Here is a 12194-nt window from a genome sequence, read left to right as displayed (position 1 = left end):
ACACCCCGGAGAGCCCCGTGCCCCAAGCCGTCGCCGTCGCCCAGCCGGGCACCCCTTCCTCGCCGCCGCCCTGCTGCGAGCATGACCGCTCGGGCGGCGTCCGGGCCCGCGTCACGATCCACGCGCTTCGGCGCTACGGGGATCGCATCCTCGGGATGGAAGAGGTCCTCGACGGGCTAGAGGACGTCGAGGCGGTGGACGCCATGCAGGCCGCGGGCGTGCCGATCGGCGCGGTCCGCCGGTGGCTGGCGTTCTACGGCGGTGTCGGGGTCCGGCACGGGGCGGTGGGTGTCTGCCGGGACGGTGTCGGCCTCGTCCTGAAAGGCGGACGCGTCGTGACGGTCGTCTCGCGCCGATCGGAGCGCAGGCGCCGCGCGTGACCTGGAACGCGTGACGGACTGAGGCGGAGGCTGATGGCGTCCCGGCCGCGAGTGGCGGCCCTGCCCGCAGGCCTCCCGTGTACCGCGCCTCCTCCGACTTCCGGACGCTCCGCGACGAAGGCGTCATCGCCACCGTCGCGCTCGATCCGCCCGTCCAGCCGATACTGACCGTCATCCTGTCCGACGGCTCTATCCGCCAGTGCCCGGCGACGGACACCGGGTTCGCGGCGCTGCTCTCCAAGCTCAAGGCCGAGCAGGACGCGGAGAACCGGGCATGACCGGCCTTCCTCTGCAGGGGCAGCATCAGCGCCGCGAGGCCGAGTGGGTCGGCGCGATGATCCTGTTCGGCGTCGCCTGCGCGCTGCTGGCTCCAGGATCCACCTTTTCGCGCCCGACATTCGGGCCGTTCGCCGCGATCGCCCCCGAGGGTACGTGGGGCGCCGCGCTGCTCGGCGTCGCGATCGTGCGCATGGTCGGGCTCTGGGTGAACGGCTCGAAGCGGCACAGCCCGCTCCTCCGCTTTGTCACCGCCAGCGTCGGCTCCGTCCTGTGGGGCTGGATCACCGTCTTGCTCTGGCGGGATGGCTACCCGGGCGTGAACACCGGCTGCGGGGCCTACGGGGTGCTCGCCGCCGTCGACGCCTACTGCGCCTTCCGCGCGATCTGGGACCAAGGCCACAACGACGAGCGCGCGCGCATCGTCCGGAGGGCCGCGGCGTGACCGACTGGCTCTCCGACCTCGTCGGCCTCCCGGCCGAGTACCTCAAGACTCTCGGCACCGTGCTGGGCGGCGCGTTCCTCGCCCTCGGCACGTACGTCGTCGCCCGGATCAAGGAAGCCCGCCGCGGCCCCGACCCGGTGCTGGCGATGCCGCGCCTCGCTCTCGATCCCGCCGATCGGGACCTCGGCTTCACGCTCGTCCGGACCGCCACGGACCTGACCCGGGCGCTGAACGACCACGCCGACGCGCTGGCCAACCTGCCCGGGTGCGCCGGCGCGGCGCCCGCACCGGCTCCCCTCACCATCGCAACCGCAGGAGCCGGCCGTGAAGCTGCGCAAGCCCCGTGTCGTCTCGAACCCGGCGCACGTCGCCAAGCACAGCCGCGTCGTCTGGTTGAGCGGCGCCGGCTTCGCCTTCAGCGCGCTCCAGGCCGGAATGGCCTGCCTTGCGTCGGACCCGCCCTTCGGCCCGATCCCCTTCGCGGTGGCTACGACCGTCGTGTCGCTGGCCGCGCTCGTCCTGCCCTTCCTCGCCAACGCCCACCTCGCCGGAGACCAGTCCTGATGCCGTGGTTCTCGCTCAAGAGGCCGGCATCCCCGGCCGCCGCCAAGCCTGTCGGCAACGGCCGCAACCGGATCCTCGCGGCCGTGACCGCGACCGGCATGGTGACCGGCGTCGCCGCGATGGCGGTGACGACCACGGGCCCCAACGAGGGCCTAAAGCTCGTCGCCTACCCGGACCGGCTCGCACACAACCTGCCGACGGTCTGCTACGGCGAGACCCGCGGCGTCGAGCTCGGCATGCGGTTCACCAAGGCCGAGTGCGACGCGATGCTCGTCAAGGCGCTCGGCGAGTTCGCGCAGGGCTCCGTCGAGCGCTGCATCAAGGCGCCGATCGGCGACGAGCCGTACGTCGCCTTCCTCGACCTCGCCTACAACATCGGCTCGGGGGCCTTCTGCAAGTCGACGGTCGTGAAGCGCTAGAACGCCGGCGACCGCCGCGGCGCGTGCGAGGCCGTCCTGAAGTTCAACCGGGCCGGCGGCCGCGTCGTGCCGGGCCTGAGCGCCCGCCGCGAGCGCGAGCGCGCGCTCTGCCTCAAGGGCATCTGACGATGCTCGTCCTGGCCCTCGCCCTAGTCTGGACGCCCATCGGGATCGGCGCGCTGATCGCCGTCGCGGCCGCCGTCGCCGCGGCGGTCTACATGCCCCGCCTGGCGCTCCCGCTGGCATGCGTGGCCGTGATGCTCGGCGGTGCCGCCTACGTCTCCGCGCTGCAGGCCGACCTTGGCGCCGCCCGGCGCGAGCGGGACGAGGCCAAGGCCGCGGCCGCCACCGCCGCGCGGGGGACCAAAGCCGTCGAGGGCGTCGCCGCCAAGGCCGCGTCCCGAGCCGCCGCGAATCGGGCGATCCGCGATCAAGTCGTCACCGCGCCGGCATCGGACGACGGGCCCGTTGCCCCGGTCCTGCGCGACGTCCTGGAGGGCGGCCGATGATCCGGATCCTCGCCGCGGCCGCGCTCGCCGCCTGCCTCGCCGGGTGCGTCACGCCCGGCCAGCCATCCATCCCCGCGAGCCTGCTGACATGCTCCGACGCGCCGACCTGGCGGAAGGGTGGCACGCAGCGCGACGTCGCCGGCTACGCCGTCGACCTGCGCGACGCCCATGCCGACTGCCGCGATCGGCTCGGCGCGGTCCGCTCGATCATGGCGCCCACCGAATGACCGGCGCGGCTGCGCTCGTCGCGCTGGCCTGCTACGCGCCGCCGCCCGCACCGATCGGGCCGCCGGTGCCGGACGCCGTGCACCGGGCCCCGCTCGGCGAGGCGGTCGGGCCCGCCCCAGGACGGGCCGACGTCGCCGCGGCGATCGAAGCCGTGGCGCCGATCCGGAGGCGGCATCGGTGACGACGTTCCTCGTCGGCGTCGCGCTCGCGCTGTGCTTCGTCGACCCGCCCCGCAGGATCCGCCCATGACGCCCGAAGCCGTCGCCGTCCTCGCCGCCGCGGCTGCGCTTGTCGAGGGGCGCCGGCGCTACCTGGGCCTGCTCGCCGACCGGCCCCTTCCGAGCACCTGGGAGGCCGCCCTTGAGCAGGCCCTCGCCGCCCTGCGCGCCGCCGAGGAGCAGGGGTCGTGACGGTGCCGGACGACATCAAGCCCGGCGAGGTCGACCTGGCGGTGCGGGCGGACCTGCTTCGGGAGGAGCTCTACGCCGATCCGATCCTGGGCTACGAGCAGGAGGCCATCGCCGAGCAGCTCGCCCGCATCGCGCGCGAGCTGACCTACATGCCCCTACGGAGGCCTGCCTGATGGAGCGGGCCCGAGCCGAGGACTGGGAGAGCCGCGTCAGGCATCGGCCATCCGTGGCGCAGGTCCGCCAGCTGGTGGCCTGGTCCCGGACATCGGGGGAGGATCCCATCGTCGCGTGCGTCGAGCGATGGGGCAGCGAGCCGGCCGAGCTGCTCAGGCGGGCCCCCGAGCTGCGGGGGCCGAAGGGCGCGAGGCGGGCCCGGGCGGGGGCCTAGCGGGCTACGAGACAGACACCTGGACCGCGGCCGAGCTTCGGATCAGGCGGCAGAAATTCGACCCCCGACATCAGGGCAGACATCACCGCGATCTGGGTAGCCTGGATCGGCGTCCGCGCCTCGCTTTCGAGATTGTCGATCGTCCTAGCCGACACGCCGCTCAGGGCTGCGAGCTCGTCGCGGCTCATGTTGAGCAGGGCGCGCGCGGCGCGGATCTGTGGACCGGTGGGGAACATTGCGTCAATTTAGCAAGATTTCTGCAACGATCAAGGTTGCGCTTTTCCAGAAACGTGGTCAAATAACCCTAACCACCCCCACCCGGGGGTGGCCCCGGGAAACGGTTGCAGCCGCCGCCCGGAGCCTGGTCGACACACGGGATGACACCCCATGCGCGAGCCCACCAAGGACACTAGCATCAACGCGCTCCTCGCGCGCCCCTCCGAGCAGCTCAGCGGCTCCGAGATCCACACGGTGAAGAAGGCCCTCCTGAACGCCGTCTCCACGCTCTCCGAGGCCCAGCTCTACGACGACGTCGCCTCTGCCATGCTGGCAGACCCGCACTCGGCGCACGACCTGCTCCTCCGACAGGGCGAGGAGTGCCCGGACGGCGAATACGCCTTCCCGAAGATCCGCGTCGCCCTGCTGGAGGCCTGCGTGGAGCGGATGAAGCAGATCGAGAGCACGTGGGATCCGATCGGCGAGCTCGCCGCCGGTGGCCCGCTCGACAGGGCGCGGGAGGCTGCCTTCCGCGAGGAGCACGGCCGCTGGCTGCCGGGCGCGACCGTCTCGGATGTCGTGCTCTTGCACGCCCCCGCGTTCGGTGTCGTCCGCCACGGCGGCAGGGATCACATCTGGCTCTATGCGGCCAAGACGCAGGGGGACGACAAGCTCAAGGACCTGATCGCCTTCCTCGACGACCGCCCCGGCTTCGGCGGCATCATCGTCGGGCCGGCCGCGCTGGAGGAAGACCTCGACCTGCCATGGGACTGCACCTTCGTCCCGGTCGACGCCGGCGCCGATTCGCACACCGGGGGCTGCCTGATGAACGCGATCACCAAGCTCCCGGACGTCACCGTCACCACGTTCATGTTCGGTGATCAGGAGATCCGTGTCGTCGGCGATGGGGACGATGCGCGGTTCGTCGCCGTCGACGCCTGCGCCGCCCTGTCGCTGAAAGACGTGTCCGACGCCGTCGCCAAGCTGGATGACGATGAGAAGGGTCGGGCTTTAATCCCGACCCGTGGCGGCCCCCAAGACCTGCTCGTCGTCACCGAGTCTGGCCTATACACCCTCATCCTGCGGTGCAGGGGGGCGACGACGCCGGGGACCACGCCGCACACGTTCCGCCGCTACGTCACTGGCGAGGTGCTGCCCTCGATCCGGAAGACTGGATCCTACACCCTGCCGGCCGCGCAGCCGCAGCCTGTCGGCCTCCTGGAGGCGCTCCGTGATCCGGAGCAGGTCATCGCCCTGATCGCCCACCATGCACAGGCGACCCTCACCGCCCGCGCCGCCCTCACAGCCGAGAAGGACGCGCACGCCGACACCTTCCAGCAGCTGGAGGACCAGACGGTCTTGACGCGGCGTGCGTCGGAACGGGCCGGCCAGACGGGCCGCGAGCTCGTCGTCGCGCAGGAGGTCCTCGCCGAGCAGGCCCCACTTGTCGAGGCGGCGCGGCGGTTCAGGAGCACCGGCAAGACGGAGAACCTGCGCACGCTGGCGCGCATCCTCGACGCGCCGCACACCGAGTTCTTCCAGTGGATGCTCGACCGCAAGTTCCTGTTCCGGGAGAGCGGCTGGCTCCAGCCCCGCGCAGATCTGCGCAAGGGTGGCAAGGACGCGGTCCTGACGGTCAGGCTGGTGCCGTGCTCGGACGGTCAGGAGCGGTGGCAGACCCTCGTCACCGCGGGCGGGCAGGCCTGGTTCGAGATCCGCTGGAAGGCCCACCTCCGGATCAAGGAGAAGGAGGCGGCCAAGGCGGCCGCGGCGGCCGTGGGGCAGCCCGCTCCGGTCGAGCCCTCTTCGACGACGAGGACTGACACCGCGCGGGGGTGCCGGTGCAGATCTGCACCCCCGTCTCAAAGGGGAGCAACCGAGCAAAGGAACCGAGATGCCGGACGGTATCATTTCCGAACAGGACGCCATGCAGTTGCCGGACTGGCTACCGCGCCGGTCCGAACGCGAGCGCCGCGACGCCGAGCGGGACCGCCGGATCGCCAAGGGCCGGGCCATCCGGGCCGCCGAGGCTGCCCGTGCCGAGACGATCGTCGCCGAGGCAGCCCGCACGGGGAACGGTGGCCCGCCGACGCTCAGGGCGGCCGATGAGATCCGGGCCATCGGGCAGCTGATGTTCGGCCCGCGATGGGTCACGGACCTGGCTGATGCGCTGGGTGAGAACCCGAGGCAGGTGAGGCGGTGGATGAGCGGGGAGGCGGAGGTGCCGCCCCGGCCGCTGGCTTGGGCGCGAGACGAGGGCCGGAAGCGGGCCAAGGAGCTCCTTGCCCTGGTGGGTGAGGGCTAGAACCCCACGAAGCCGCTCCCATCCGGCTCGTCCGGATTTGCGGACGATGGCTCCGGGGTTGTCTCGCCCTGGGGCTCGGAGGGCCTCGGCGCAGCCGGGATCCGGAGCGGCTCCAGCACCCTGTAGAACCTGCTCTCCGTCCTGATCCAGTCGTCGCCCCACGCGATGATCGGCGACGTCGTCGCGGGCCCGTCCGGCACGATGGGATGCCCCGAGACGTAGCCCACTAGGCAGGGCAGGCTCGTCCCCGGATAAGTCGCCGCGCCCCACGCATCGATCGTCGGCGCACCATCGAGCGTCCTCTGGTCGGGCTGCCACCCGCTCTGCAGCAGGTCGGCATCGCGGTGCGCGTCGGCCCGGCGTCTTGCGATCTCGGCGAGGCTCAGGCGTCTCAGGCGGCGCATCGTGGATCTCCCTGCGGGCATCGTCGGCTCGGGGCGTGAGAGGCACTAGGCTCAGGGGCACGGCACGCGCGGCGTGATGCGATACAGCTCCATCTCGTGGACGATCACGCCGTCGGCGAGGACACGGAACGAGGTGTCGTAATCGACTTCCGCGCCCCCATTTGCGTGGCACCGGCTCGCCCGGAGGCGTCCGCCGGCGATCACCGCGTCCCGGCAATCGAGAAGGTCGATCCCGATCCGGCCGGGCGCGCGGCCCACGACGATCGGTGGCAGCTCGCCCGACACGCTGCAGTACACGCCGGCCGGCGGGGATCCTGCCTCGGCTGGGGCGGCTAGAGAGGCGAGGACGGCCAGGGCGAGGGCGAGGGTACGCATCGGTCACTCCGAAAGGGGGCTAGGCACCAGGCGGTGCCGTCGACCTCGAACCAGGCGACGGCGGCGGCGGTGATGAGAGAGCCGTCCGCGAGCCGGAACCCTGGCTCGCTGAAGCGGTATGAGAACCGGAGGGCCCCGGCGGGACGGGGCACGCCGTGGAGCGGCATCCCCTTCGCCACGGCATGGACGTCGCGGGCGCCGGTCCGGAGGCAGCGCAGGCGGGAGGCCTCAGAGGCCTGGAGCGTCACACCGACGAGCGCGACGGCTTGGACGTGGTCGACGACCCGGCCGGAGATCCTTACCGACCAGGCGCGCCGGGTCCGGTTCCAGTAGACGTCGACGGCGGGCACGGCCCTAGCGGGCGGACTTAGTGGACGCGTGTATGTCGCACTTGCACTTGGCCCAACCGCCCTTGCGGATACGGCCAGGACGTCCGCAGTCCTCGCAAATGTAGGCTGACAGATGCTCTACGGTGGCGATGATGTTTCTGGTGTATTCACAGCTTTCATCTACGCTCCAATACCATCTGGCGGCCCCAAACTTCTCCTTCGTCTGCACAGTCTTGAAGTTTCGAGGCACGCCGCGCTCGCGGATTGCCGTGGCACCGGCTTCGAAAAGCCAGCTCCATCCGGGGCCGACGCACGGATCCTCTTCCGTGAAGAGGCGGGGGAACCGCTGCTGGAGGCTCTCCCGCCAGTTCGCGGGGCATCGCGGCGAGCCGTTCCCCCAACGTGCCGCGAGGGTTCGGCTCAGCATGTCGAGCATCATCGGACCGGACGGGGGGCCGAGCGTGACGTAGCCGGCCCCCGACACGATGCGCTCGCGCTCGGCGGGCATGCCCGGGGCCTCCCACCTCACGCGGGGCCCGATCGGCGACGGCTCGACGCCGAGGATCCGCAGGGTTTCCACGCCCTCGTATCCGACGAGGGCGTAGGAGCAGATGAGAGTGAACTCGTCCTGGATCATGGCTGCCCGCCCCCCTCAGTTCGGCATGCGGCGGGCGAGGACGTCGCGGCTCGCCAGGATCGTCTCCACCATCCGGCGCAGCGGCCGCAGAGATCCGCCTCGCCACGCCGTCAGCGCATCGAGCTCCTCACCGTCGAGGTCCGGGCACCACGTCACGTCGAGCCCGCGGTCGCGGCGCAGGCCCGCCAGGATCGCCGCCGCCACGATCGGGAGGTCCTCCGCGCGGGGTGCAGGCCAATGCAGCGGGGGCGCGCGATCGAGCAGGGGCTGCACGATCCCGGAGAGGGAATTGGCCGTCAGCACGTAGGAGACGGCAGACAGATCCAGGGCGCACTCCAGCGCCGGGTCATGGATCGCCCGCGCCGTGCTGCCCCGCTCCAGGAATGGCAGCAAGGTTTCATCGAGCCGCCCCCACCGGCGACTCGTGCCGGCCTTCTCCACCTCATCGACGGTGATGCCGTGGCTCGCCTTGCCGTGCCGAAGGCAGCCCTGCGCCGGGACGGATGGCCGCCAGGATCCCCACTGCCGGCTCGTTCCGCCGAAGCTGCCGCCGTCCATTTGGCCGGCCGCGGCGTAGACGGTGACGTCCAGGCCGGCGGTTTCCAGCACCGCCCGCGCGAACTCGGTCTTGCCGAAACCCGGCGGGCCGACGAGGATCCGGGGCCGGAACGCGGCGAAGGGCGCGCCGACGAGGTCCATCGCGTAGGCCTCGATTGCATCGCTCGCCCACGGGAAGCGGGCACGCAGTGCGGCCGTGAATGCGCCCGGGTCGGGAGCCGGGACGAGCGGCATCGGCCAGTCGGCCCACGGCTCCGCAAGCGCGCGCGGGCTGTCGCCCCGGTCGATTGCGGCCGCCGATGGCCTAGGCAGATGCTTGAGGCTTGGGAACACGATGAGCGTCCGTGCCACCTCAGCTCCGGGCCGATCCCAGTCCTCGGGCACGGACGGGAGATCCGCGATCTGCCCGAGCTCAGCCATGTCCGTCCGCTGCCCGGCGCCCCCGCGCAGGATGTCGTCCTCATCCTCGATCATGCGCTCGGCCTTCGCGATTACTGCGAAGGACGCGAGCCAATACCTGGCGCGCTGATCATATCCGCTCAGCCGCGGGTAGAGCGGGCCCGGCTTGTATTCGATATCTGTCATGTCGCACTGGGCATCCGATGCCCAGAGGCACGCTGCTCGGAGCGCGAGGAAGCCGGGCACCAGACCGTCCGTGCCTTCGACTGTTGCTAGGTGCAGCACGGCGCTGTCGAGCGCGGTCGCCGCGCACTCGGCCGAGGCCGCTGCGCATCCAAGGGCGGCGACGTTGAAAACGAGAAGGTCCGCCGCTTCCCGGCATCTGCGCTCGGCGAGATGCGGTACCTCACGCCGGCTCAGGAGCTGCCGTACGCGGCGCAGCTTGGCGACTGTCGGGCTGTCGGCGGACGCAAGGATGTGCCTGCGGATGTCGTCGGGGAGCTCGAACCCCAGCAGCCCCCGGAGGATGACTTGCGCGTCGACGCGGGCATCCCAGCAGACGAATTCCGCGCCCAGAAGGCGCTCGGCCCGGCTGAGCGCGGCGAGCGGCTCGCGTGTGCCTGAAAACTCGGTCGGGTCGAGGATCGCCGCGCGCAGGCGGGCAGCCGCGTTCGGCCGCTTGGCATCGTCGGAGGACATGGGGGAGGCTCGCTGAAACGGGGACGCGCAGGCGGGCGCCGAGCTGGGCTCAGGCGGTCAGGCGGCTATCCGTTTCAAGAAGCGAGCGGTGGTCACGGGGTCTCTCCCGGGTCTGAGTCCCTCATAAAGACCTGGGCGCCCGGCCTCGTCCAGCGCCCTCGTTCGGAAGGGTGTGCAGAACCCTAAGGCGACCTCCGAAACACGGGTGCGACAACATGCCGTAGGCATGCGCACGCCCCCAAGACCGGCCTCCTACGAGGAGAGGCCGCTCTACGAATCAGCCCGGCTGCAAAAAACCGCTGGCAGCGTCCAGTGCCACGCGACCGTTCGTGGCACGATTCTGTTGGGACGATTCGGAGCGGTGGAGCGGGTGGGATGAAGCTCAGCGAGGTCAGCCTGGCGAAGGACCTGGTCGACAAGCGGCGGATGCTGGTCGTCGCCTACGTCGACGTGGCGACCGCGAAGGAAGTCTACGTTCCCTACGGCCTCATCAACACCCAGACGGCCTTCGGCTACGTGATCGACGATCCGATGAGGGAGGCGATCCGCACCGCGGTTCGGGACGAGATCCGCTCCCGCATCAAGCAGTGCGACGACGAGCTTGCCGCCCTTGGAGTCGTGGTCGACGGCATCGCGATCGAGATCAAGCGCGAAGAGGCGTCCCGCCACCTCAAGGAGGTCGAGGCGGCATGACCCAGGCCCCGATCTTCGAGGGCCTGCGCGCCAAGCTGCATGCCCGGTTCCCCAAGGAGCCGCGCTGGTACCCTCCCATGCCAGCCTGGGAGCTCATCCGCGAGGTGCTCGTGAAGGGGCGCGCCGACGGCCTCGACGACGTCCAGCTGGCCGGCGGGATCTACACCGTGCTGGTCAGCCACGGCCTGATCCAGGGAGGCCGGGCGTGAGCGAGCCAGTCAGAAGCCAGCACTGGCAGGATGCGGACGGCCCGGTCCGCGTGATGGCCGTCGCCGAGGGGTATGTCGTGGCGCGTCGGAAGGGGGCCGCCCCGTTCCTGATGAGCGTGCGCGAGTTCAAGGGTGCATTCACCCTGGCGGCCCCGCAGAGCTCGGAGGGCCGGTCGTGACCCGTGCCCTCTACACCATCTCGCCGGAGCGGCAGCGCGCCTTCCGGTCCGCGGTCGTCGCGGTGCGGGACGACCGCGCCGACGACGTCATCCTCGACGCCTGGGAGATCCTCAGCATCGGGCGGGCCACGATCGACAGCACCGCGACGCTCGACGTCTACGCGATCGCGGAGGAGCGGATGGCTGTCCTCCCAGCCGGGGAGCGCGCCAAGGTCGAGGCCGCCCTGCTCGGGGGCCGGCATGAGCACCGCCGACGCCATCATCCTCCTGTCCTCGGGCGTGCTGTTCCTCGCGGTGCTCGCCGTCGGGATCGTCGCCGGGCTGGAGCACAGGAAGCCTCCGATCAAGGGCAGGCTGGAGGAGATCGTCACGGCCGCCGCGAAGCGGAAGGGGACCTGCCTATGACCTGGCTCGGGATCTGGGTCGAGGCGGCCCTGCTGGCAGGCATGGCGATCGGGCGCGTCATCGGCTGGGGCAACCCGCTGCCGAGCGAGCCCGAGCCGGTGCCGGCGCCCGCGGAGGAAGAGGCCGCCCCGGCGGTGAAGAAGTCCCCGTCGGCGAGCCTGCCGGCGGTGGGGTCGTTCTGGTGATGGAGGGGACCATGCAGATCCGAGACCTGGGCGCCGAGGCGATCGACGAGATCCTCGCGGAGGCAGTCGAAGGAATGGGACGGCGCACCGGGAAGGCATAGCGCCTGAAGCTCGATGACGAGCATGGCGACCTGACCATGTGGTGCGAAGGCAAGCACCTGACGACCGCCAACGTCACGCCGCACCCGTTCCTGAAGCCCGTCGAGAACTCGCCGATCGGCGGGATGCTGGCCCCCGCGCAGGTGGTCCTGCGGTACCGAAGCAACCTCCGTCGCCTGGTGCTCGACGCGACGCAGGCGGGTCTCGCCGGTGCCGGGCGCCGCGAACGTTCCGGCGGCCCTCGGCCGCGCCTTCGAGGCGATCCGGATGCTCGATGCGGCCCACGAGCGGAAGGATCTCTCGTTCCTACCGGTCGTCCGCCACGACCTCTACCGCATCCTGGATGAGCTCACCGGGTGCGACCACTCCGGCTGCACGAGCAAGCCCAGCGTGGCGGACTATGGCCGCGTGGTCGACCTGGAGGTCCGCGATCCCCCGAAGCGCAGCGGCCCGCTCTGCATCGAGACGACCACCCACGCGGACGGCTCGACGCGCGTCCGGACCGGGAGGGCCTGAGCGTGCGCATCTACTCCGCGATCCCGCTGCGAATGGCGCCTCCCCGCATGGCCGTGGTCGTCCACCCCGAGATCTCGACCGCCGCCTCGCTGCTGGAGGCCCAGCGCCAGTCATACGATCGCGACGTAGCCCTCGTCCGGGCCGGCATCCAGCAGGAGGTGCTCCCGCTGTTCTGGCTCCAGATCCTGGAGAACCTCGCGACGGTCGAGGCCCGCGCCAAGGCGATGCGCCCTGCAATCGGCAAGCCTCTGTCCCGGCGCGCCCGGCGTCGGAACCGCGGCAGGGTCCATGCCGCGAAGGCTATCCTGATGAGGAGGTTTACCCCGTCGGTGACGTGGGCTTGGCAGAACAGGGACGCTGCCTGACC

At 71.2% G+C, this 12194-nt stretch carries 23 protein-coding genes and 1 pseudogene; 18 read left to right on the top strand and 6 right to left on the bottom strand.

Annotated features, from left to right (window positions below; all coding sequences use genetic code 11):
* Positions 1-17: 17 nt before the first annotated feature.
* The 11 genes and pseudogenes from M6G65_RS14275 to M6G65_RS14225 all read left to right on the top strand — a co-directional run bounded on the left by M6G65_RS14275 (position 18) and on the right by M6G65_RS14225 (position 3619).
* Complete coding sequence (locus M6G65_RS14275; RefSeq protein WP_238197757.1) at positions 18-380, top strand: hypothetical protein; 363 nt, start codon at positions 18-20, stop codon at positions 378-380.
* A 77-nt stretch (positions 381-457) separates the two neighbouring features.
* On the top strand, positions 458-658 hold the full coding sequence (locus M6G65_RS14270) for a hypothetical protein (protein WP_238197758.1): 201 nt from the start codon (positions 458-460) through the stop codon (positions 656-658).
* Complete coding sequence (locus tag M6G65_RS14265) at positions 655-1101, top strand: hypothetical protein (protein ID WP_238197760.1); 447 nt, start codon at positions 655-657, stop codon at positions 1099-1101. Before M6G65_RS14270 ends, M6G65_RS14265 begins: the two co-directional genes overlap by 4 nt.
* A 324-nt stretch (positions 1102-1425) precedes the next feature.
* A complete protein-coding gene (locus tag M6G65_RS14260; protein WP_238197762.1) occupies positions 1426-1665 on the top strand; it encodes a hypothetical protein in 240 nt (79 codons plus the stop codon).
* A pseudogene (locus M6G65_RS14255) lies at positions 1665-2210 on the top strand (lysozyme). The gene M6G65_RS14260 and the pseudogene M6G65_RS14255 overlap by 1 nt, the downstream one beginning before the upstream one ends.
* A 2-nt stretch (positions 2211-2212) precedes the next feature.
* Positions 2213-2593 (top strand): hypothetical protein, encoded by a 381-nt coding sequence (locus tag M6G65_RS14250; protein WP_238197766.1) that lies wholly within the window; start codon positions 2213-2215, stop codon positions 2591-2593.
* Positions 2590-2820 (top strand): Rz1-like lysis system protein LysC, encoded by a 231-nt coding sequence (gene lysC, locus M6G65_RS14245; protein WP_238197768.1) that lies wholly within the window; start codon positions 2590-2592, stop codon positions 2818-2820. Before M6G65_RS14250 ends, lysC begins: the two co-directional genes overlap by 4 nt.
* The gene (locus M6G65_RS14240; RefSeq protein ID WP_238197770.1) at positions 2817-3002 is read left to right on the top strand and encodes a hypothetical protein; all 186 of its coding nucleotides are present in this window, start codon (positions 2817-2819) and stop codon (positions 3000-3002) included. Before lysC ends, M6G65_RS14240 begins: the two co-directional genes overlap by 4 nt.
* A gap of 64 nt (positions 3003-3066) precedes the next feature.
* Complete coding sequence (locus tag M6G65_RS14235; RefSeq protein ID WP_238197772.1) at positions 3067-3231, top strand: hypothetical protein; 165 nt, start codon at positions 3067-3069, stop codon at positions 3229-3231.
* Entirely contained in the window at positions 3228-3404 is a 177-nt protein-coding gene (locus tag M6G65_RS14230; protein WP_238197774.1) for a hypothetical protein, read from the top strand. The genes M6G65_RS14235 and M6G65_RS14230 overlap by 4 nt, the downstream gene beginning before the upstream one ends.
* Positions 3404-3619, top strand: coding sequence for a hypothetical protein (locus tag M6G65_RS14225; RefSeq protein ID WP_238197776.1), 216 nt, complete (start codon positions 3404-3406; stop codon positions 3617-3619). Before M6G65_RS14230 ends, M6G65_RS14225 begins: the two co-directional genes overlap by 1 nt.
* Here the strand turns inward: M6G65_RS14225 and M6G65_RS14220 are convergent.
* Positions 3616-3855, bottom strand: coding sequence for a helix-turn-helix domain-containing protein (locus M6G65_RS14220; RefSeq protein ID WP_238197778.1), 240 nt, complete (start codon positions 3853-3855; stop codon positions 3616-3618). The two genes, M6G65_RS14225 and M6G65_RS14220, sit on opposite strands and share 4 nt — an antisense overlap.
* A 151-nt stretch (positions 3856-4006) precedes the next feature.
* On the opposite strand from M6G65_RS14220, the gene M6G65_RS14215 reads away from it, so the two are divergent.
* Complete coding sequence (locus M6G65_RS14215) at positions 4007-5944, top strand: phage antirepressor KilAC domain-containing protein (RefSeq protein ID WP_250104083.1); 1938 nt, start codon at positions 4007-4009, stop codon at positions 5942-5944.
* 192 nt (positions 5945-6136) lie between these two features.
* On the opposite strand, the gene M6G65_RS14210 is transcribed toward M6G65_RS14215, so the two are convergent.
* The 5 genes from M6G65_RS14210 to M6G65_RS14190 are packed head-to-tail and all read right to left on the bottom strand — an operon-like array spanning position 6137 to position 9541.
* Positions 6137-6544 (bottom strand): hypothetical protein, encoded by a 408-nt coding sequence (locus M6G65_RS14210; RefSeq protein WP_238197786.1) that lies wholly within the window; start codon positions 6542-6544, stop codon positions 6137-6139.
* A 51-nt stretch (positions 6545-6595) separates the two neighbouring features.
* Positions 6596-6919 carry a hypothetical protein gene (locus M6G65_RS14205; protein ID WP_238197788.1) on the bottom strand — a complete coding sequence of 108 codons (324 nt, stop codon included), beginning with the start codon at positions 6917-6919 and terminating at the stop codon, positions 6596-6598.
* On the bottom strand, positions 6877-7269 hold the full coding sequence (locus M6G65_RS14200) for a hypothetical protein (protein ID WP_238197789.1): 393 nt from the start codon (positions 7267-7269) through the stop codon (positions 6877-6879). The genes M6G65_RS14205 and M6G65_RS14200 overlap by 43 nt, the downstream gene beginning before the upstream one ends.
* Positions 7270-7273: 4 nt before the next feature.
* Positions 7274-7885 carry a hypothetical protein gene (locus M6G65_RS14195; protein WP_238197791.1) on the bottom strand — a complete coding sequence of 204 codons (612 nt, stop codon included), beginning with the start codon at positions 7883-7885 and terminating at the stop codon, positions 7274-7276.
* Positions 7886-7900: 15 nt separating this feature from the next.
* On the bottom strand, positions 7901-9541 hold the full coding sequence (locus tag M6G65_RS14190; RefSeq protein WP_238197793.1) for an AAA family ATPase: 1641 nt from the start codon (positions 9539-9541) through the stop codon (positions 7901-7903).
* Positions 9542-9916: 375 nt separating this feature from the next.
* On the opposite strand from M6G65_RS14190, the gene M6G65_RS14185 reads away from it, so the two are divergent.
* The 6 genes from M6G65_RS14185 to M6G65_RS14160 all read left to right on the top strand — a co-directional run bounded on the left by M6G65_RS14185 (position 9917) and on the right by M6G65_RS14160 (position 12192).
* Positions 9917-10234, top strand: coding sequence for a hypothetical protein (locus M6G65_RS14185; protein WP_238197795.1), 318 nt, complete (start codon positions 9917-9919; stop codon positions 10232-10234).
* A complete protein-coding gene (locus tag M6G65_RS14180; RefSeq protein WP_238197796.1) occupies positions 10231-10443 on the top strand; it encodes a hypothetical protein in 213 nt (70 codons plus the stop codon). Before M6G65_RS14185 ends, M6G65_RS14180 begins: the two co-directional genes overlap by 4 nt.
* Positions 10440-10622 carry a hypothetical protein gene (locus M6G65_RS14175; protein ID WP_250104082.1) on the top strand — a complete coding sequence of 61 codons (183 nt, stop codon included), beginning with the start codon at positions 10440-10442 and terminating at the stop codon, positions 10620-10622. Before M6G65_RS14180 ends, M6G65_RS14175 begins: the two co-directional genes overlap by 4 nt.
* The gene (locus M6G65_RS14170) at positions 10619-11212 is read left to right on the top strand and encodes a hypothetical protein (RefSeq protein ID WP_250104081.1); all 594 of its coding nucleotides are present in this window, start codon (positions 10619-10621) and stop codon (positions 11210-11212) included. The genes M6G65_RS14175 and M6G65_RS14170 overlap by 4 nt, the downstream gene beginning before the upstream one ends.
* Before the next feature lie 309 nt (positions 11213-11521).
* Entirely contained in the window at positions 11522-11827 is a 306-nt protein-coding gene (locus tag M6G65_RS14165; protein WP_238197806.1) for a hypothetical protein, read from the top strand.
* A gap of 2 nt (positions 11828-11829) precedes the next feature.
* Positions 11830-12192: a hypothetical protein gene (locus M6G65_RS14160; protein WP_238197808.1), complete on the top strand. Its 363-nt coding sequence runs from the start codon at positions 11830-11832 to the stop codon at positions 12190-12192.
* Positions 12193-12194 lie beyond the last annotated feature (2 nt).

Source organism: Methylobacterium tardum (assembly GCF_023546765.1).
Classification (GTDB): Bacteria; Pseudomonadota; Alphaproteobacteria; order Rhizobiales; family Beijerinckiaceae; genus Methylobacterium; species Methylobacterium tardum.
Note: the sequence above shows the minus strand (reverse complement) of the source record. Positions and strands in the feature narration are given on the sequence as shown.

Excerpts from the sequence above, each read along its gene's own strand:
- M6G65_RS14240 (WP_238197770.1), top strand. The coding sequence starts at position 2,817 with ATGACCGGCGCGGCTGCGCTCGTCGCGCTGGCCTGCTACGCGCCGCCG.
- M6G65_RS14215 (WP_250104083.1), top strand. The coding sequence starts at position 4,007 with ATGCGCGAGCCCACCAAGGACACTAGCATCAACGCGCTCCTCGCGCGC.
- M6G65_RS14220 (WP_238197778.1), bottom strand. The coding sequence starts at position 3,855 with ATGTTCCCCACCGGTCCACAGATCCGCGCCGCGCGCGCCCTGCTCAAC.
- M6G65_RS14195 (WP_238197791.1), bottom strand. The coding sequence starts at position 7,885 with ATGATCCAGGACGAGTTCACTCTCATCTGCTCCTACGCCCTCGTCGGA.
- M6G65_RS14185 (WP_238197795.1), top strand. The coding sequence starts at position 9,917 with ATGAAGCTCAGCGAGGTCAGCCTGGCGAAGGACCTGGTCGACAAGCGG.
- M6G65_RS14190 (WP_238197793.1), bottom strand. The coding sequence starts at position 9,541 with ATGTCCTCCGACGATGCCAAGCGGCCGAACGCGGCTGCCCGCCTGCGC.
- M6G65_RS14205 (WP_238197788.1), bottom strand. The coding sequence starts at position 6,919 with ATGCGTACCCTCGCCCTCGCCCTGGCCGTCCTCGCCTCTCTAGCCGCC.
- M6G65_RS14180 (WP_238197796.1), top strand. The coding sequence starts at position 10,231 with ATGACCCAGGCCCCGATCTTCGAGGGCCTGCGCGCCAAGCTGCATGCC.
- M6G65_RS14250 (WP_238197766.1), top strand. The coding sequence starts at position 2,213 with ATGCTCGTCCTGGCCCTCGCCCTAGTCTGGACGCCCATCGGGATCGGC.
- lysC (WP_238197768.1), top strand. The coding sequence starts at position 2,590 with ATGATCCGGATCCTCGCCGCGGCCGCGCTCGCCGCCTGCCTCGCCGGG.
- M6G65_RS14265 (WP_238197760.1), top strand. The coding sequence starts at position 655 with ATGACCGGCCTTCCTCTGCAGGGGCAGCATCAGCGCCGCGAGGCCGAG.
- M6G65_RS14225 (WP_238197776.1), top strand. The coding sequence starts at position 3,404 with ATGGAGCGGGCCCGAGCCGAGGACTGGGAGAGCCGCGTCAGGCATCGG.
- M6G65_RS14210 (WP_238197786.1), bottom strand. The coding sequence starts at position 6,544 with ATGCGCCGCCTGAGACGCCTGAGCCTCGCCGAGATCGCAAGACGCCGG.
- M6G65_RS14235 (WP_238197772.1), top strand. The coding sequence starts at position 3,067 with ATGACGCCCGAAGCCGTCGCCGTCCTCGCCGCCGCGGCTGCGCTTGTC.